General features: G+C 61.7%; 16 protein-coding genes. 15 read left to right on the top strand and 1 reads right to left on the bottom strand.

Annotation, left to right across the window (positions count from 1 at the left end; all coding sequences use genetic code 11):
• The first annotated feature begins 1 nt into the window (after window position 1).
• From rsmH to lpxC, 15 genes are all read left to right on the top strand, one after another.
• Window positions 2–943: a 16S rRNA (cytosine(1402)-N(4))-methyltransferase RsmH gene (gene rsmH, locus BT204_RS13345; protein ID WP_096143177.1), complete on the top strand. Its 942-nt coding sequence runs from the start codon at window positions 2–4 to the stop codon at window positions 941–943.
• On the top strand, window positions 940–1,233 hold the full coding sequence (ftsL, locus tag BT204_RS13350) for a cell division protein FtsL (protein ID WP_003188663.1): 294 nt from the start codon (window positions 940–942) through the stop codon (window positions 1,231–1,233). Before rsmH ends, ftsL begins: the two co-directional genes overlap by 4 nt.
• Window positions 1,233–2,975, top strand: a complete 1,743-nt coding sequence (locus tag BT204_RS13355; protein ID WP_019816949.1) for a peptidoglycan D,D-transpeptidase FtsI family protein — start codon at window positions 1,233–1,235, stop codon at window positions 2,973–2,975. Before ftsL ends, BT204_RS13355 begins: the two co-directional genes overlap by 1 nt.
• Window positions 2,975–4,438: a UDP-N-acetylmuramoyl-L-alanyl-D-glutamate--2,6-diaminopimelate ligase gene (locus tag BT204_RS13360; RefSeq protein ID WP_054898899.1), complete on the top strand. Its 1,464-nt coding sequence runs from the start codon at window positions 2,975–2,977 to the stop codon at window positions 4,436–4,438. The genes BT204_RS13355 and BT204_RS13360 overlap by 1 nt, the downstream gene beginning before the upstream one ends.
• The gene (murF, locus tag BT204_RS13365; RefSeq protein ID WP_072447108.1) at window positions 4,431–5,801 is read left to right on the top strand and encodes a UDP-N-acetylmuramoyl-tripeptide--D-alanyl-D-alanine ligase; all 1,371 of its coding nucleotides are present in this window, start codon (window positions 4,431–4,433) and stop codon (window positions 5,799–5,801) included. Before BT204_RS13360 ends, murF begins: the two co-directional genes overlap by 8 nt.
• Window positions 5,801–6,883 carry a phospho-N-acetylmuramoyl-pentapeptide-transferase gene (gene mraY, locus BT204_RS13370; protein WP_003188670.1) on the top strand — a complete coding sequence of 361 codons (1,083 nt, stop codon included), beginning with the start codon at window positions 5,801–5,803 and terminating at the stop codon, window positions 6,881–6,883. The genes murF and mraY overlap by 1 nt, the downstream gene beginning before the upstream one ends.
• 6 nt (window positions 6,884–6,889) lie before the next feature.
• Complete coding sequence (gene murD / locus BT204_RS13375; protein WP_034126339.1) at window positions 6,890–8,236, top strand: UDP-N-acetylmuramoyl-L-alanine--D-glutamate ligase; 1,347 nt, start codon at window positions 6,890–6,892, stop codon at window positions 8,234–8,236.
• An 8-nt stretch (window positions 8,237–8,244) separates the two neighbouring features.
• The gene (gene ftsW / locus BT204_RS13380) at window positions 8,245–9,456 is read left to right on the top strand and encodes a putative lipid II flippase FtsW (protein WP_161793210.1); all 1,212 of its coding nucleotides are present in this window, start codon (window positions 8,245–8,247) and stop codon (window positions 9,454–9,456) included.
• A complete protein-coding gene (gene murG / locus BT204_RS13385; protein ID WP_003188675.1) occupies window positions 9,446–10,516 on the top strand; it encodes an undecaprenyldiphospho-muramoylpentapeptide beta-N-acetylglucosaminyltransferase in 1,071 nt (356 codons plus the stop codon). The genes ftsW and murG overlap by 11 nt, the downstream gene beginning before the upstream one ends.
• Window positions 10,509–11,957 carry a UDP-N-acetylmuramate--L-alanine ligase gene (murC, locus tag BT204_RS13390; protein ID WP_003188677.1) on the top strand — a complete coding sequence of 483 codons (1,449 nt, stop codon included), beginning with the start codon at window positions 10,509–10,511 and terminating at the stop codon, window positions 11,955–11,957. The genes murG and murC overlap by 8 nt, the downstream gene beginning before the upstream one ends.
• A complete protein-coding gene (locus tag BT204_RS13395) occupies window positions 11,954–12,910 on the top strand; it encodes a D-alanine--D-alanine ligase (protein ID WP_072447110.1) in 957 nt (318 codons plus the stop codon). The genes murC and BT204_RS13395 overlap by 4 nt, the downstream gene beginning before the upstream one ends.
• Before the next feature lie 4 nt (window positions 12,911–12,914).
• The gene (locus BT204_RS13400) at window positions 12,915–13,784 is read left to right on the top strand and encodes a cell division protein FtsQ/DivIB (RefSeq protein WP_019816943.1); all 870 of its coding nucleotides are present in this window, start codon (window positions 12,915–12,917) and stop codon (window positions 13,782–13,784) included.
• Window positions 13,785–13,799: 15 nt separating this feature from the next.
• A complete protein-coding gene (ftsA, locus tag BT204_RS13405; protein WP_003188682.1) occupies window positions 13,800–15,062 on the top strand; it encodes a cell division protein FtsA in 1,263 nt (420 codons plus the stop codon).
• Between the two features lie 75 nt (window positions 15,063–15,137).
• Window positions 15,138–16,334, top strand: a complete 1,197-nt coding sequence (ftsZ, locus tag BT204_RS13410; RefSeq protein WP_003188685.1) for a cell division protein FtsZ — start codon at window positions 15,138–15,140, stop codon at window positions 16,332–16,334.
• Window positions 16,335–16,446: 112 nt separating this feature from the next.
• Window positions 16,447–17,358 carry a UDP-3-O-acyl-N-acetylglucosamine deacetylase gene (gene lpxC, locus BT204_RS13415; protein WP_003171886.1) on the top strand — a complete coding sequence of 304 codons (912 nt, stop codon included), beginning with the start codon at window positions 16,447–16,449 and terminating at the stop codon, window positions 17,356–17,358.
• A gap of 173 nt (window positions 17,359–17,531) precedes the next feature.
• Here lpxC and BT204_RS13420 read toward each other — a convergent pair whose 3' ends face one another.
• Window positions 17,532–19,028 carry a GGDEF domain-containing protein gene (locus tag BT204_RS13420; protein WP_054898815.1) on the bottom strand — a complete coding sequence of 499 codons (1,497 nt, stop codon included), beginning with the start codon at window positions 19,026–19,028 and terminating at the stop codon, window positions 17,532–17,534.
• Between the last annotated feature and the right edge of the window lie 2 nt (window positions 19,029–19,030).

Raw genomic sequence — 19,030 nt, forward strand, 5'->3', positions numbered from 1 at the left:
TATTGATAGCGGCTTTAACCACATCACCGTACTGCTTGACGAAGCCGTTGAGGCTCTCGCCGTACGTGCCGATGGCTGCTATGTCGATGGCACATTCGGCAGGGGCGGGCATAGCCGGTTGATACTCAGCCAGCTCGGGTCCGACGGCAAACTCCTCGGGTTCGACAAAGACCCTCAAGCGATTGCCACCGGGCAAGCGCTAGCGGCCGAAGACGGCCGCTTTGTCGTTGTGCAGCGCAGCTTTGCCGAGCTGGGCGCCGAAGTCGGCGAGCGCGGTATGGCGGGCAAGGTGGCCGGGGTTCTGCTCGACCTGGGCGTGTCTTCGCCACAGCTCGACGACCCGGAGCGCGGCTTCAGCTTCATGAACGACGGCCCCCTCGATATGCGTATGGACCCCACTCGTGGGGTCAGTGCCGCACAGTTCATCGCCACCGCGCCGGTGGAAGAAATCGCCCGTGTGTTCAAGGAATACGGTGAAGAGCGCTTCGCCGGTCGAATGGCGCGTGCCGTGGTCGAGCGCCGCGAAATCCAGCCGTTCGAACGCACCGCTGACCTGGCCGAAGTGCTGAAGGTCGCCAACCCTGCCTGGGAAAAGGGCAAGAACCCGGCCACCCGCGCATTCCAAGGGTTGCGCATTCACGTCAATAACGAATTGGGCGATCTGGAAGCCGGCCTCGAAGCCGCTCTGGATGCTTTGGAAGTGGGCGGTCGCCTGGTGGTGATCAGCTTCCACTCCCTGGAAGACCGCATCGTCAAACTCTTCATGCGTCGTCTGGTAAAGGGCGAGTCCGATAACCTGCCGCGTAACCTGCCGGTGCGTTTCGAAGCCTTCGTGCCGAAAATCAAAATCCATGGCAAAGCGCAGTTCGCTTCCGAAGCCGAACTCAAGGCCAACCCACGTTCCCGTAGCGCCGTCATGCGTGTTGCGGAGAAATTGCGGTGAGCAAGCTTTTCGCCAAGCCCCTCCCGGGCGGCAGCTTCTTTATGTTGCTGCTGTTTGTCGGCGTGCTGGTGTCCGCGATAGCGGTGTCCTACAGCGCCCACTGGAACCGTCAGTTGCTCAATACCCTTTACGGGGAATTGAGCGTGCGCGACAAAGCCCAGGCAGAATGGGGCCGGTTGATTCTTGAGCAAAGCACCTGGACGGCCCACAGCCGTATCGAAGTGCTGGCTACCGAACAGTTGAAGATGCACATCCCAGGCGCGGCTGAAGTTCGCATGGTGGCGCCATGATGAAACTCGAAGGGGCACTCTACCCATGGCGCTTTCGCCTGATGCTCGGCTTGCTGGCATTGATGGTGGGCGCGATCGTCTGGCGCATCTTCGACCTGCAGGTCGTCGACCGCGACTTCCTGATCGGCCAGGGTGACGCTCGCAGCCTGCGGCACATCCCGATTCCTGCACACCGTGGCCTGATCACCGACCGTAACGGCGAGCCTCTGGCCGTCAGTACCCCGGTGACCACCCTGTGGGCCAACGCCAAAGAGCTGCAAGTTGCCAAGGACAAGTGGCCTGAACTGGCCGCTGCCCTCGGGCAGGACCGCAAGGCCCTGACCGAACGCCTGGAAGCCCAGGCCAATAAAGAATTCATCTACCTGGTTCGTGGGCTTACCCCTGAGCAAGGCCAGCAAGTGCTCGATCTCAAAATTCCCGGCGTCTACGGCATCGAGGAATTTCGGCGTTTCTACCCGGCCGGTGAAACCACCGCGCACATGGTGGGTTTCACCGACATCGATGACCACGGCCGCGAAGGGGTCGAACTGGCCTATGACGAATGGCTGGCTGGGGTTCCCGGCAAGCGCCAGGTCATCAAGGATCGGCGCGGCAGGCTGATCAAGGACGTCCAGGTCACCAAGAACGCCAAGGCTGGCAAGCCCTTGGCGTTGTCGATTGACCTGCGCCTGCAATACCTGGCCAACCGCGAACTGCGTAACGCGATCATCGAGAACGGCGCCAAGGCCGGCAGTCTGGTGATCATGGATGTGAAAACGGGCGAGATCCTCGCCATGGTCAACCAGCCCACCTACAACCCGAACAACCGCCGCAACCTGCAGCCGGCGATGATGCGTAACCGAGCGATGATCGACGTGTTCGAACCCGGTTCGACCATGAAAGCCATCTCCATGAGCGCTGCCCTGGAAACCGGCCGCTGGAAACCCAGCGACAAGGTCGAGGTTTACCCAGGCACCTTGCAGTTGGGCAAGTACACCATTCGTGACGTGTCCCGCACCGAGGGGCCAGTGCTGGACCTGACCGGCATCCTGATCAACTCCAGTAACGTCGGCATGAGCAAGGTTGCTTTCGATATCGGCGGCGAGACCATCTATCACCTGGCGCAAAAGATCGGCCTGGGGCAACCCACCGGCCTCGACTTCCCGGGCGAGCGGGTCGGTAACCTGCCGAACTACCGCGAGTGGAGAAAAGCCGAGACTGCCACGCTTTCCTATGGCTACGGCCTGTCGGTGACCGCCATCCAGTTGGCCCACGCGTTCTCGGTATTGGCCAATAACGGCCGTATGGTTCCGCTGAGCCTGATCCACGTCGACGAAGCGCCAAAAGCCACCCAAGTGATCCCGGAGAACGTCGCCAAGACCATGCAAGGCATGCTGCAACAAGTGATCGAGGCACCGCGTGGCGTATTCCGCGCCCAGGTGCCGGCGTACCACGTTGCTGGCAAGTCCGGTACGGCGCGTAAGACCTCGGTGGGCACCAAGGGCTATGCCGAAAACTCCTACCGTTCGTTGTTCGCCGGCTTCGGCCCGATGAGCGACCCACGCTATGCCATCGTCGTGGTCATCGACGAGCCTAGTAAAGCCGGCTACTTCGGTGGCCTGGTTTCGGCGCCGGTGTTCAGCAAAGTGATGTCCGGCACCCTGCGCTTGATGAATATCACGCCGGACAACCTGCCGCCAACGCAACAAGCCAACGCTGGTCCACCGGCTGCCGCTGTCAAAGCCAATGGAGGGCGCGGCTGATGTCTCTTAGCCTGAACAAGATTTTTGCCCATGCCGGCCACGATCTGCTTATTCGTGAGCTGACGCTGGATAGCCGTAATGTACGCGCCGGTGACCTGTTCCTGGCGGTACCTGGCGGCAAGCTCGATGGCCGTGCGCATATCGCCGATGCCCTGCAACGCGGTGCGGCTGCGGTCGCCTATGAAGTGGAAGGCGCCACCGTGCTGCCGATCACCGATGTGCCGTTGATTCCGGTCAAGGGCCTGGCAGCGCAGTTGTCCGACATCGCCGGGCGTTTCTACGGTGACCCGAGCCGTCAACTCAACCTGGTGGGCGTGACTGGCACCAACGGCAAGACCAGTGTGACCCAGTTGGTTGCCCAGGCTTTGGACCTGCTGGGTCAGCACTGCGGCATCGTCGGCACCCTGGGCACCGGTTTCTATGGCGCGCTGCAAAGCGGCCTGCACACCACGCCAAACCCGATTGCCGTACAAGCGACCCTGGCCGACCTGAAAAAGGCCGGTGCCAAGGCGGTAGCCATGGAAGTGTCTTCCCATGGCCTGGACCAAGGGCGCGTCACCGCACTGGCTTTTGACGTGGCCGTGATGACCAACCTGTCCCGCGATCACCTCGACTACCACGGCACCATGGAGGCGTACGCCGCCGCCAAGGCCAAGCTGTTTGCCTGGAATGACCTGAAGTGCCGGGTGGTCAACCTCGACGACGCATTCGGCCGCCAACTGGCGGGCGAAGGGAGCGACGCGCGCCTGATCAGCTATAGCCTGCAAGATGCCAGTGCCTACCTGTATTGCCGCGAAGCCCAATTCAATGATGAAGGCGTGCGCGCCACATTGGTGACGCCGCAGGGCGAGCACCACTTGCGCAGCACCTTGCTCGGGCGGTTCAACCTGAGCAACGTGCTCGCCGCTATCGGTGCACTGCTGGGCCTGGACTATGCCCTGGATGAAATTCTGCGCGTACTGCCAAAGCTGGAAGGCCCGGCTGGTCGCATGCAGCGCCTGGGTGGCGGTACACAACCGCTGGTGGTGGTCGATTACGCCCATACTCCGGACGCCCTGGAAAAAGTCCTCGAAGCGCTGCGCCCACATGCCAAAGGCAAACTGCTTTGCCTGTTCGGTTGCGGCGGTGATCGCGATCGCGGCAAGCGCCCGTTGATGGCCGAAATTGTCGAGCGCTTGGCCGATGGCGTACTCGTCACCGACGATAACCCGCGCAGCGAAGACCCGAGCCAGATTTTCGACGACATCCGTGTCGGTTTCAAAGACGCCTCCAACGTCACTTTTGTGGCTGGTCGCGGCGCCGCCATTGCCCAGTTGATCGCCGGTGCCGGCGCGGACGACGTAGTGGTGCTCGCGGGTAAAGGCCACGAGGACTATCAGGAAATCAACGGTGAGCGCCATGCCTTCTCCGATCTGGTCGAGGCGGATCACGCCCTGACCGCCTGGGAGGTCGCCCATGCTTAAGGCGATGACGTTCAGCGAACTGGCCCAGTCCCTGTCGGCCCGTGTGCTGTCGAGCGACTGCACATTCACCGGCGTCAGTATCGACAGTCGTAACATCCAGCCGGGGCAGCTGTTTGTCGCCCTGGCCGGCCCGCGTTTCGATGGTCACGACTACCTCAACGACGTTGCCGCCAAAGGTGCCGTCGGTGCCTTGGTGCAGCGTGAAGTGGCCGATTCTGCCTTGCCGCAATTGCTGGTACCCGACACCCGCCTGGCCCTGGGCCAACTGGGTGCGCTTAACCGTGCTGCTTTTGATAAGCCGGTGGCGGCCATTACCGGTTCCAGCGGCAAGACCACGGTCAAGGAACTGCTTGCTGGCGTCTTGCGTACGCGCGGGCCGGTACTCGCGACCCGTGGCAACCTGAACAATGATTTCGGCGCACCGCTGACCCTGCTCGAACTGGCCCCGGAACACACGGCGGCAGTGATTGAACTGGGGGCTTCGCGCATCGGCGAAATCGCCTATACCGTGGCGCTGACCCAGCCTCACGTGGCGATCATCAACAACGCCGGTACCGCCCATGTCGGTGAGTTCGGCGGCCCGGAAAAAATCGTCGAAGCCAAGGGCGAAATCCTTGAGGGCCTCGACGCCTCGGGCACTGCGGTACTGAACCTGGATGACAAGGCCTTCGAGACCTGGCGTGTACGCGCCGCCGGTCGCAAGGTCCTGACGTTTGCAGTGCTGAATGCCGCAGCCGATTTCCACGCCTCCAACATCAATGTCGATGCCCGTGGCTGCCCGTCCTTCACTTTGCACACCCCGCAAGGTGATGAGCACGTGCAGTTGAACCTGCTGGGTAACCACAACGTCGCCAACGCCTTGGCCGCCGCCGCTGCCGCCCATGCCCTGGGCGTGTCGCTGTTCGGTATTGCCACCGGCCTGGGCGCGGTGCAGCCGGTCAAGGGCCGCACCGTGGCGCAACTGGCTGGCAACGGCATGCGCGTGATTGATGACACTTACAACGCCAACCCGTCCTCCATCAATGCCGCTGTGGACCTGCTCAAAGGCTTTGATGGGCGCAAGGTGCTGGTGCTGGGCGATATCGGCGAATTGGGCGATTGGGCTGAACAGGGCCACCGTGAAGTCGGCGCCTATGCCGCCGGCAAAGTGGACGCGCTCTACGCCGTTGGCACAAACATGGCCCATGCGGTCAACGCTTTCGGCCCTGGCGCGCGGCATTTCCCGAGCCAGGCCGAGCTGATCCAGGCGTTGACGGCGGCTGAACATGACAAACACACAACCATTTTGATCAAGGGATCGCGCAGCGCGGTGATGGAAAACGTCGTCGCAGCCTTGTGTGGCTCAAGTACGGAGAAACATTAATGCTGCTGCTGCTGGCTGAGTATCTGCAACAGTTCCACAAAGGCTTCGCGGTCTTCCAGTACCTGACCCTGCGCGGGATCCTGGGTGTGCTGACCGCGCTGTCTTTGTCACTGTTCCTGGGGCCGTGGATGATCCGCACCCTGCAGAACCTGCAAATTGGTCAATCGGTTCGTAACGACGGCCCGCAGTCGCACCTGTCCAAGTCCGGCACGCCGACCATGGGCGGTGCGCTGATCCTGTCGTCCATCGGCGTCAGCACCTTGCTCTGGGCCGACCTGCATAACCGCTACGTGTGGGTTGTGTTGCTGGTGACCCTGCTGTTCGGTGCCATCGGCTGGGTGGATGACTATCGCAAAGTGATCGAGAAAAACTCCAAGGGGCTGCCAAGCCGCTGGAAGTATTTCTGGCAGTCGGTGTTCGGCCTCGCTGCGGCGATCTTCCTGTACACCACCGCGCCGAGTGCCGTGGAAACCACCTTGATCATCCCGATGCTCAAGGATGTGAGCATCCCGCTGGGTGTGGGCTTTGTGGTGCTGACCTACTTCGTGATCGTCGGCTCCAGCAACGCGGTGAACCTGACCGACGGCCTCGACGGCCTGGCGATCATGCCGACGGTGATGGTGGGCGGTGCGCTCGGCATCTTCTGCTACCTCTCGGGTAACGTGAAGTTCGCTGAATACCTGCTGATTCCGTATGTACCGGGCGCCGGTGAACTGATCGTGTTCTGCGGCGCGCTGATCGGTGCCGGCCTGGGGTTCCTGTGGTTCAACACCTACCCGGCACAAGTCTTCATGGGCGACGTCGGCGCACTGGCGCTGGGCGCAGCCTTGGGCACCATCGCGGTGATCGTTCGCCAGGAAATCGTGCTGTTCATCATGGGCGGTGTGTTCGTGATGGAAACCCTGTCGGTGGTCATCCAGGTGGCGTCCTTCAAGTTGACCGGGCGTCGTGTGTTCCGCATGGCGCCGATTCACCACCACTTTGAACTCAAGGGCTGGCCTGAGCCACGCGTGATTGTCCGCTTCTGGATCATCACCGTGATTCTGGTACTGGTCGGCCTTGCCACCCTGAAACTGAGGTAGAAACGAGTGTCCTTGATCGCTTCAGACCACTTCCGCATCGTTGTCGGCCTCGGCAAGAGCGGCATGTCCCTGGTTCGCTTCCTGGCGAACCGGGGCACGTCGTTTGCCGTGGCCGATACGCGGGAAAATCCACCGGAGCTGGTCACGCTGCGCCGTGACTACCCGCACGTGGAAGTGCGTTGTGGCGAGCTGGATGTCGAGTTTCTGTGTCGTGCCGACGAGCTCTACGTGAGCCCGGGCCTGGCCCTGGCGACACCGGCCCTGCAAGCAGCTGCGGCCCGTGGCGTGAAGCTGTCTGGCGATATCGACCTGTTCGCACGCAACGCGAAGGCGCCGATCGTGGCCATCAGCGGTTCCAACGCCAAAAGCACCGTTACCACTCTGGTCGGCGAGATGGCAGCGGCGGCGGGCAAGCGTGTGGCCGTCGGCGGCAATCTTGGCGTGCCGGCTCTGGACCTGCTCAGCGACGACGTCGAGCTGTATGTGATGGAATTGTCGAGCTTCCAGCTGGAAACCACCCACGACCTGGGCGCTGAAGTGGCGACGGTATTGAACGTCAGCGAAGACCATATGGACCGCTACAGCGGCCTGCCGGCTTATCACCTGGCCAAGCACCGAATCTTCCGGGGCGCCAGGCAATTTGTCGTCAACCGCCAGGATGCCCTGAGCCGTCCGCTGATGGGCGAGGGCATGCCCTGCTGGACCTTCGGTTTGGGCAAACCGGACTTCAAAGGCTTCGGCATTCGTGAAGAGAACGGCGAGAAGTACCTGGCGTTCGAATTCCAGAACCTGATGCCGGTACGCGAACTGAAAATCCGTGGCGCACACAACCAGTCCAATGCCCTGGCGGCCTTGGCACTCGGTCACGCGGTTGGCCTGCCATTCGACGCCATGCTCGCGAGCCTGCGCACGTTTGCCGGGCTTGAGCATCGCTGCCAGTGGGTGCGCGACCTCAATGACGTCAGCTATTACAACGACTCCAAAGCCACCAACGTCGGTGCAGCCCTGGCGGCCATCGAAGGCCTGGGTGCCGATATCGACGGCAAGCTGGTGCTGATCGCCGGTGGTGATGGCAAGGGCGCCGACTTCAAGGACCTCAAAGCGCCAGTCGCCGCCCATTGCCGCGCCGTGGTGCTGATGGGCCGCGATTCGGACCTGATCGCCGCCGCCCTCGGTGACGCTGTACCGCAAGTACGCGCAGCTTCCCTGGATGATGCCATTGCCCAGAGCAAAGCCCTGGCCCAGCCTGGCGATGCGGTGTTGCTGTCGCCCGCGTGCGCCAGCTTCGACATGTTCAAGAACTATGAAGAGCGCGGCCAACTGTTCGCCCGCGCCGTGGAGGCTTTGGCATGAGCCTCAACCTGAGAAACATCATCAAGCCATACCCGTCGCCGATCATTACCGGGCGCGGCATTGACCTTGATTTCCCTATGCTCGCCGGTTGCCTGGCGCTGCTCGGCCTGGGCCTGGTGATGATCACTTCGGCGTCCTCCGAAGTGGCTGCCGTGCAGTCGGGCAACACGCTGTACATGATGATCCGCCACCTGGTGTACCTGGTGATCGGCCTGGGCGCCTGCATCGTCACCATGATGATTCCGATTGCCACCTGGCAGCGTCTGGGTTGGCTGATGCTGATCGGTGCGTTCGGCTTGCTGGTCATGGTGATCGTCCCGGGCATTGGCCGCGAGGTGAACGGTTCGATGCGCTGGATCGGCTTCGGCGCGTTCAACGTGCAGCCTTCGGAAATCGCCAAGGTGTTCGTGGTGATCTACCTCGCCGGTTACCTGGTGCGCCGTCAGAAAGAAGTACGCGAAAGCTGGATGGGCTTCTTCAAGCCGTTCATCGTGCTGCTGCCCATGGCTGGCCTGCTGCTGATGGAGCCCGACTTCGGGGCCACGGTCGTGATGATGGGCGCCGCCGCCGCGATGCTGTTCCTGGGTGGGGTAGGGCTGTTCCGCTTCACCTTGATGGTGGTGCTGGCGGTGGCGGCCGTGACCATTCTGGTACAGGCGCAACCCTATCGGATGGCGCGTTTGATCACCTTTACCGACCCCTGGTCCGACCAGTTCGGCTCCGGCTACCAGTTGACCCAGGCGCTGATTGCCTTCGGTCGAGGCGAGTGGCTGGGTGTGGGCCTGGGCAACAGTGTGCAGAAGCAGTTCTACCTGCCGGAAGCCCACACCGACTTCGTGTTCTCGGTATTGGCCGAAGAGTTGGGTGTGGTGGGTTCGCTGTGCACCGTGGCACTGTTTGTATTCGTCTGTGTGCGCGCCATGTACATCGGCTTGTGGGCCGAGAAGGCCAAGCAGTTCTTCGCCGCCTACGTTGCCTATGGGTTGGCCTTCCTGTGGATCGGCCAGTTCCTGATCAACATCGGCGTGAACGTCGGCCTGCTGCCGACCAAGGGCCTGACCTTGCCGTTCCTCAGTTACGGCGGCAGCTCGTTGGTGATTTGCTGCGCCTGTCTCGGGTTGTTGCTGCGTATCGAGTGGGAGAGTCGCACCCACCTGGGCAGCGAAGAGATGGAGTTCAGCGAGAGCGACTTCGCCGAGGAGCCGACTCATGGGCGCTAACGTGCTGATCATGGCGGGCGGTACCGGGGGGCATGTGTTCCCGGCCCTGGCCTGCGCCCGTGAATTCCAGAACCGTGGCTATACCGTGCACTGGCTGGGTACGCCCCGTGGCATCGAAAACGAATTGGTGCCCAATGCCGGTTTGCCGCTGCATTTGATCAACGTCACCGGGTTGCGCGGCAAGAGCAAGTTGTCATTGCTCAAGGCGCCGTTCGTGTTGCTCAAGGCGGTCATGCAGGCGCGCAAGATCATTCGCGAGTTGAAGCCGGTGTGTGTGCTTGGCTTTGGTGGTTATGTGACCGGCCCTGGTGGCGTTGCGGCGAAACTCGCGGGCGTGCCGGTGATCGTCCATGAACAGAACGCCGTCGCCGGTACCGCCAACCGCCTGCTGGTGCCATTGGCCGCGCGGGTGTGTGAAGCCTTTCCGAAAACCTTCGCCGCCTCCGACAAGCTTCGCACCACCGGTAACCCGGTGCGTACCGAACTGTTCATGGCCATTGCGCGTGACGCGCTGGCCGGGCGCAAGGCTCACCTGCTGATCCTGGGCGGAAGCCTGGGTGCCGAGCCACTGAATAAATTGCTGCCTGAAGCCGTTGCGCAACTTCCTGAGGATGTGCGCCCGGAGATCTTCCACCAGGCCGGCAAGAACCACGATGAAGTCACCGCCGCGCGTTATCGCGAGGCCGGTGTAGAGGCCAATGTACAGCCCTTCATCAAAGACATGGCCCAAGCCTATGGCTGGGCCGACCTGGTGGTCTGCCGCGCTGGTGCGCTGACCGTCAGTGAACTGGCGGCCGCCGGTCTGCCGTCCTTGCTGGTGCCTTTGCCCCACGCCATCGACGATCACCAGACCCGCAACGCCGAATATTTGGCCGGGGAGGGCGCTGCCTTCCTGCTGCCGCAAAGAACGACTGGCGCCGCCGATTTGGCCGCACGCCTGACCGAGGTTTTGATGCAACCGGAACGACTCAACAGCATGGCGAGCACCGCAAGCCGCCTGGCCAAACCTGACGCAACCCGCACCGTGGTCGATATCTGCCTGGAGGTGGCCCATGGTTGAGAATCAGAAAGCCATGCCGCAACCCGAGATGCGCCGCATCCGTCGTATTCACTTCGTCGGTATCGGTGGCGTGGGCATGTGCGGGATTGCCGAAGTGTTGCTGAACCTGGGCTACCAGGTGTCCGGCTCGGACTTGAAAGAGTCGCCGGTCACCGAGCGCCTGAAGTCCTTTGGCGCACAGATCTTCATCGGCCACCGTGCCGAGAACGCCGCCGAGGCTGACGTGCTGGTGGTGTCCAGCGCCGTGAACACGTCCAACCCGGAAGTGGCGACCGCCCTTGAGCGCCGTATCCCTGTGGTACCGCGTGCCGAGATGCTTGCCGAGCTGATGCGCTATCGCCACGGCATCGCCGTGGCCGGTACCCATGGCAAGACCACCACCACCAGCCTGATCGCCTCGGTGTTCGCCGCCGGTGGCCTGGACCCGACCTTCGTCATCGGTGGCCGCTTGAATGCAGCTGGCACCAATGCCCAGCTGGGCACCAGTCGCTACCTGATCGCCGAAGCCGATGAAAGTGACGCGAGCTTCCTGCACCTGCAACCGCTGGTTGCCGTCGTCACCAACATCGACGAAGACCACATGGCGACCTACGACGGCGACTTCAACAAGTTGAAGAAAACCTTCGTCGACTTCCTGCACAACCTGCCGTTCTACGGGTTGGCGGTGGTGTGCCTGGACGACCCGGTGGTGCGTGAAATCCTGCCCCAGGTCAAACGCCCTACCGTGACCTACGGCTTCAGCGAAGACGCCGACGTGCGCGCAATCAATGTGCGCCAGGAAGGCATGCAAACCTTCTTCACCGTGCTGCGCCCCGATCGCGAGCCTCTGGACGTGTCGGTGAACATGCCGGGCAATCACAACGTGCTGAACTCTTTGGCGACCATCTGCATTGCCACCGATGAAGGCGTCAGCGATGAAGCCATCGTCGAGGGCCTGTCGCGCTTTGCCGGTGTGGGCCGTCGCTTCCAGGTCTACGGCCAACTGCCGGTCGAAGGCGGTGACGTGATGCTGGTGGACGACTACGGGCACCACCCGACCGAAGTTGCGGCCGTTATCAAGGCCGTGCGCGGTGGTTGGCCGGAGCGCCGGCTGGTGATGGTGTACCAGCCGCACCGCTACAGCCGCACCCGCGACCTGTACGACGATTTCGTCAATGTACTGGCCGATGCCAACGTGCTGCTGCTGATGGAAGTCTACCCGGCCGGTGAAGAACCGATCCCGGGCGCTGACAGCCGCAAGCTGTGCAACAGCATCCGCCAGCGCGGCCAGTTGGACCCGATCTACATCGAGCGTGGTGTGGACCTGGCGCCTATCGTCAAGCCGCTGTTGCGTGCTGGTGACATCCTGCTGTGCCAGGGGGCCGGTGATATCGGTGGCCTTGCGCCCAAATTGCTGGCGAGCCCGCTGTTTGCAGCCGCCGCCAAGGGGAAGTCGAAATGACCACTGATTACGGCTCCCTGTTTTCCACCCTTGAGCCTGCCGACTTCGGTCGCGTGGCCGTGTTGTTCGGCGGCAAGAGCGCCGAGCGCGAAGTGTCGCTCAAGTCCGGCAATGCGGTGCTTGAGGCGCTGCAAAGTGCTGGCGTGAACGCGTTCGGTATCGATGTGGGCGATGACTTCCTTGCCCGCCTGCAGGCCGAGAAGATCGACCGTGCCTTTCTCATTCTTCACGGCCGCGGCGGTGAAGACGGCAGCATGCAGGGCCTGCTCGAATGCGCCGGCATCCCTTACACCGGCAGCGGCATCCTCGCGTCGGCCTTGGCGATGGACAAGTTGCGCACCAAGCAGGTGTGGCACAGCCTGGGCATTCCGACCCCACGTCACGCCGTACTGTGCAGTGAAGACGATTGTATTTCTGCGGCCAAGGAACTGGGCCTGCCTTTGATCGTCAAACCAGCCCATGAAGGCTCCAGTATCGGCATGGCCAAAGTGAACTCGGCCGCCGAATTGATCGACGCATGGAAAGCGGCAAGTACCTACGATTCGCAAGTGTTGGTGGAACAGTGGATTTCCGGTCCCGAGTACACCATCGCCACCCTGCGTGGCCAGGTATTGCCGCCCATCGCTTTGGGCACGCCCCACACCTTTTATGACTACGACGCCAAGTACCTGGCTTCCGATACTCAGTACAGGATCCCGTGTGGGCTCGAAGCAACCAAGGAACAGGAATTGATGGACCTCACGGCGAAAGCCTGTGAGGCGCTGGGTATCGCCGGTTGGGCGCGGGCAGACGTGATGCAGGATGACCAAGGGAATTTCTGGTTCCTTGAAGTCAACACCGCACCGGGCATGACCGACCACAGCCTGGTTCCCATGGCAGCCCGTGCCGCCGGTCTGGATTTCCAGCAGTTAGTGCTGGCGATCCTGGCCGACAGCATTGAGCCAAGAGGCTAAACACATGAACGGCGCATCGCTTCGTCATCAGCCCCCACAAGCACCGAGCCGCAAGCCGGTGCCACGGGGTGCAAGCCGAATGGTGGCTAAAGAGCCGATGTCGGCGCGCCTGCCAAAAGCCAACTTTGGTTTTATCAAGGCGCTGTTCTGGCCGGTGCTGCTGGTGGTGCTGGGCTTTGGCACGTACGAAGGCGCGCAGCGTCTGTTGCCGTATGCCGACCGGCCGATCACCAAGATCAGCGTGCAGGGCGACTTGAGCTACATCAGCCAGCAAGCGGTACAGCAGCGCATCGGCCCATACCTGGCGGCGAGCTTCTTTACCATCGACCTGGCCGGCATGCGCTCGGAGCTGGAACAGATGCCGTGGATCGCCCACGCCGAAGTTCGCCGGGTATGGCCGGACCAGGTCACGATCCGCCTGGAAGAACAACTGCCCGTGGCCCGTTGGGGCGATGAAGCGCTGTTGAACAACCAGGGCCAGGCGTTCACTCCGCGTGAGCTGGCCAACTATGAACACCTGCCGCAGCTGTTCGGGCCGCAGCGGGCGCAGCAGCAAGTGATGCAGCAGTACCAGGCCTTGAGCCAGATGCTGCGGCCACTGGGCTTCTCCATTGCACGCCTGGAATTGCGTGAGCGGGGCAGCTGGTTTTTGACGACCGGGGCAGGCAGTTCCGGCCCGGGCATCGAGTTGTTGCTGGGACGCGACCGCTTGGTGGAAAAGATGCGCCGCTTTATTGCCATCTATGAAAAAACCTTGAAAGAACAGATTACGAACATTGCGAGCGTCGACCTGCGTTACGCCAACGGCCTGGCCGTCGGCTGGCGTACACCGGCTGCGCCCACGGCAGCACAACCCGCTGTCGCGAAGAATTAAGAAGAGGCAGGACCCATGGCAAACGTGCAAAGCGGCAAAATGATCGTCGGTCTCGATATCGGCACCTCCAAGGTGGTGGCGCTGGTGGGCGAGGTCGGGGAAGACGGCGCGATCGAAATCGTCGGTATTGGCACGCATCCGTCCCGGGGCCTGAAGAAGGGCGTGGTGGTGAACATCGAGTCCACCGTGCAATCGATCCAGCGCGCCATCGAAGAAGCGCAGCTGATGGCCGGTTGCCGGATTCACTCGGCGTTCGTCGGCGTGGCTGGCAACCACATCCGCAGCCTGAACTCCCACGGCATCGTGGCGATCCGCGACCGTGAAGTCAGCTCGGCCGACCTTGAGCGCGTCCTCGACGCTGCCCAGGCCGTGGCGATCCCGGCGGACCAGCGCGTGCTGCACACCCTGCCGCAGGACTACGTGATCGACAACCAGGAAGGCGTGCGCGAGCCCCTGGGCATGTCGGGCGTTCGCTTGGAAGCCAAGGTCCACGTGGTGACCTGCGCCGTCAACGCCGCACAGAACATTGAAAAATGCGTGCGCCGCTGCGGCCTGGAAATCGACGACATCATTCTCGAGCAGTTGGCCTCGGCCTACTCGGTCCTGACCGACGACGAAAAAGAACTGGGCGTGTGCCTGGTGGACATTGGCGGCGGCACCACCGACATCGCGATCTTCACCGAGGGTGCGATCCGTCACACCGCCGTGATCCCGATTGCCGGCGACCAGGTCACCAACGACATCGCCATGGCGCTGCGCACACCGACCCAGTACGCCGAAGAAATCAAGATCCGCTACGCCTGCGCCCTGGCCAAGCTGGCCGGTGCCGGCGAGACCATCAAGGTGCCAAGCGTGGGTGATCGTCCACCTCGCGAGCTGTCGCGCCAGGCCCTGGCCGAAGTGGTCGAGCCACGTTACGACGAACTGTTCACCCTGATCCAGGCTGAGCTGCGCCGCAGCGGCTACGAAGATTTGATCCCGGCCGGCATCGTGCTGACCGGTGGCACCTCGAAGATGGAAGGCGCGGTCGAATTGGCCGAAGAGATCTTCCACATGCCGGTGCGCCTGGGCGTGCCCCATGGCGTGAAGGGCCTGGGCGACGTGGTGCGTAACCCGATTTATTCCACCGGTGTGGGCTTGCTGTTGTACGGGCTGCAAAAGCAGACCGACGGCATTTCCCTGTCGGGCCCGAGCATCCGTGACAGCTACCGCAGCGACGACGAGGCGAAAGCGCCATTGTTCGAGCGGCTGCAGGCTTGGGTAAAAGGCAATTTCTAAAGATTTACCGCGACACCGCAACACCCGCAATAAGCAGTAGGCGAAAAAACTAGAGAAAATGAAAGGAGAGGGAACATGTTCGAACTCGTAGACAACATCCCCGCTAGCCCGGTTATCAAAGTAATCGGTGTCGGCGGTGGCGGCGGCAACGCTGTCAACCACATGGTCAAGAGCAACATTGAAGGCGTTGAGTTCATCTGCGCCAACACTGATGCCCAGGCGCTCAAAAGCATCGGCGCCCGGACCATCCTGCAATTGGGCACCGCGGTGACCAAAGGCCTCGGCGCTGGCGCCAATCCGGAAGTCGGCCGTCAAGCCGCCCTGGAAGACCGCGAGCGTATTGCCGAAGTGCTGCAAGGCACCAACATGGTGTTCATCACCACTGGCATGGGCGGCGGTACCGGTACCGGTGCGGCCCCGATCATTGCCGAAGTGGCCAAGGAAATGGGGATTCTGACCGTTGCTGTCGTGACGCGTCCGTTCCCGTTCGAAGGCCGCAAGCGCATGCAGATCGCCGACGAAGGTATCCGTCTGCTGTCTGAAAGCGTCGACTCGTTGATCACCATCCCCAACGAGAAATTGCTGACCATCCTGGGCAAGGATGCCAGCCTGTTGTCCGCCTTCGCCAAGGCTGACGATGTACTGGCCGGTGCCGTTCGCGGTATCTCCGACATCATCAAGCGCCCAGGCATGATCAACGTCGACTTTGCCGACGTACGTACTGTCATGAGCGAAATGGGCATGGCGATGATGGGCACTGGCTGCGCCAGCGGTCCGAACCGTGCACGCGAAGCCACCGAAGCGGCCATCCGCAACCCGTTGCTCGAAGACGTGAACCTGCAAGGCGCACGCGGCATCCTGGTGAACATCACCGCCGGTCCCGACCTGTCCCTGGGTGAGTACTCCGACGTGGGTAGCATCATCGAAGCCTTCGCGTCCGAGCACGCCATGGTCAAAGTCGGTACCGTTATTGATCCGGACATGCGCGATGAGCTGCATGTAACCGTGGTTGCTACCGGCCTGGGTGCAAAAATCGAGAAGCCTGTGAAGGTCATCGACAACACCCTGCACACCAGCCAGGCCAGCCAGGCAGCTGCCGCTCCAGCCCCTGCTCGCCAGGAACTGCCGTCGGTCAACTACCGTGACCTGGACCGTCCGACCGTGATGCGCAACCAGGCTCAGGCCGGTGCTGCGGCGTCCCGTAGCCCGAATCCGCAAGATGACCTGGACTATCTGGACATCCCGGCATTCCTGCGTCGTCAGGCCGATTAATGGAATGTATCAGGGCTATGAAGGTGATTGGTGTTCAGCAAAGGTCTGGTCTGCTATTATCGCCAGCCTTTGTTGATACCAGTTCGCAATTTGCGCTGAAGCGGTCCAAGCCATGATTAAACAACGCACCCTGAAGAATATTATTCGTGCCACAGGTGTAGGTCTGCACTCCGGGGAGAAGGTATACCTGACCCTCAAGCCTGCACCTGTCGACACCGGCATCGTGTTTGTGCGTGCCGACCTGGACCCTGTGGTGCAGATTCCTGCTCGCGCGGAAAACGTTGGCGAAACCACTATGTCGACCACATTGGTCAACGGTGACGTCAAAGTGGACACGGTGGAGCACTTGCTCTCGGCCATGGCTGGCCTGGGCATCGATAACGCCTACGTCGAGCTCTCCGCGTCCGAAGTCCCGATCATGGATGGCAGCGCTGGCCCCTTCGTATTCTTGATTCAATCTGCCGGCCTGGAAGAACAGGACGCAGCCAAGAAGTTCATTCGCATTCTGCGGGAAGTGACAGTAGAAGACGGCGACAAGCGCGCCACCTTCGTCCCGTTCGAAGGCTTTAAAGTGAGCTTTGAGATCGATTTCGATCACCCGGTATTCCGTGACCGCACCCAAAGTGCAAGCGTGGATTTTTCCAGCACTTCGTTTGTAAAAGAAGTCAGCCGCGCCCGCACCTTTGGTTTCATGAGTGACATCGAGTACCTGCGCAAGCACAACCTCGCACTCGGCGGCAGCGTGGAAAACGCCATTGTGGTCGACGCGGATGGTGTACTGAACGAAGACGGCCTTCGCTATGAAGACGAATTCGTGAAGCACAAGATCCTCGATGCAATCGGTGACCTCTACCTGCTGGGCAATAGCCTGATAGGCGAGTTCAAAGGCTTCAAGTCGGGCCACGCCCTTAACAACCAGCTGCTGCGCAAGTTGATTGAGCAGACAGACGCTTGGGAAGTCGTGACCTTCGAAGATGCCAGCACCGCACCGATCTCTTACATGCGTCCCGTTGCGGCGGTGTAAGTAACAACTCTCTTTCTTTAGTTTTGAAAGGCTGCCTTCGGGTGGCCTTTTTTTATGCCCGGCGAAGATCCAAATGTGGGAGCTGGCTTGCCTGCGATAGCGGCCTGCCAGTTAGCTTATAGGTAGCTGACCCACCGCCATCGCAGGCAAGCCAGCTCCCACACCTGACCTCATCAGTTTGAGGTTTTTGAAACATCCACTATCCGGTTACGGCCGCTGTGCTTGGCCTGATACAACGCCTGGTCAGCCTTGAGCAGCAGGTCTTCAAGGGAGATACGGCTGTGCTTCTGCCAGGTACTCAGTCCGATGCTCACAGTGATCGGTTGCTCATCCCCGGCCACTCTCGGCAAGTGCTGGACCCCCTTGCGGATATGCTCGGCGATCACCCACGCGCCCTTGGCGTCGGTATTGGGCAGCACCACCGCGAACTCTTCACCGCCATAACGCGCCGCCAGGTCGGCAGGGCGGCGGATATGGCTGGCGATCACATGCGCGACTGCACGCAACGCCTCATCGCCGCCCTGGTGACCATGGCGGTCGTTGAAGGCCTTGAAGTGGTCCACATCGATCATCAGTACGCTCAACGACTCGGTGGAGCGTTGTGCCCGGTCCCATTCCAGCCGCAAGCGTTCGTCCAGCGTGCGACGGTTGGCCAGGCCGGTAAGGGCGTCGGTGGCTGCCAGTTCTGACAGCACCTGTTCAGCCCGATGGCGGCGGCGCAACTCCATGCACAGTGCCCAAGTCAGCCACAACAGGCCCACGCACAACACTCCGGTCGCGATGCTGACCAGCCACGCCGCACGCCGCCAGGGTGCGAACATTTCATCGCTGGACAAGGCCACCGCCACGATCAGCGGCAAGTTGCCCACATTCGAAAAACTGTAGAGCCGTGCCTGGCGATCGACACTGGAGATACTTTGGAAGCTGCCGTCCCGTTCGCGCAGCATGCGCGCCACATTCGGGCGCTGGCTCAGGTCCTTGTCGACGATATCTGCTTCCAGCAGAGGCTCTTGCGCCAGCAGGATGCCTTGGTGGTTGAGCAGGTTGATGGTGCTGTTGCTGCCGATGTTCAAGCTGCTGAACAACTGATGAAAGTACGACAGGCGCATGGACGCGACCGCCACTCCCAGGAAACGCCCATCCGGTGACGAAACGCGACGGCTGAACGCGATGCGCCAGGGGTCGGCACACTGGCAGCGCGCCATGAACGGGCGGCTGATATACAAGCCCAGGTCGGGGTTGGTGCGGTGCGCCTGAAAATAGTCCCGATCGGCAAAGTTACCCAGCTTGGGCGTGAGCAGGGACGAATCGGCAATCACCTCGCCGGCCGGGTCCAACAGCAGGATATCGCCCTTGTAGGGCGCCGCTGCGGAACGATCAAACAGCACCAAGTGCCTGATGCTCTCTGAAACGTCTTGCAGGTCGGTGCGCTCGGTGGCGCTGATCAAGCCTTTGAGGGCCATGTCGTAAAGTTCGACATTGCGCAGCACGTCCGCGTCGATCAATTGAGTGATGGTATTGGCGGTGCGCTTGGCCGTCTGCAGGGTATTGGCATGTTCACGAATCAGCAGCGCAGTGACGACCCCCACGATCAGCAACACCGTGAGCGTACTGCCCAGGATCAGCAGGCGCTCCGGGCGGCGGTTGGGGCGGGTAAGGCTTGAACTCATCG

This window comes from Pseudomonas sp. NFPP02 (assembly GCF_900119355.1).
Taxonomy (GTDB): Bacteria; Pseudomonadota; Gammaproteobacteria; order Pseudomonadales; family Pseudomonadaceae; genus Aquipseudomonas; species Aquipseudomonas paracarnis.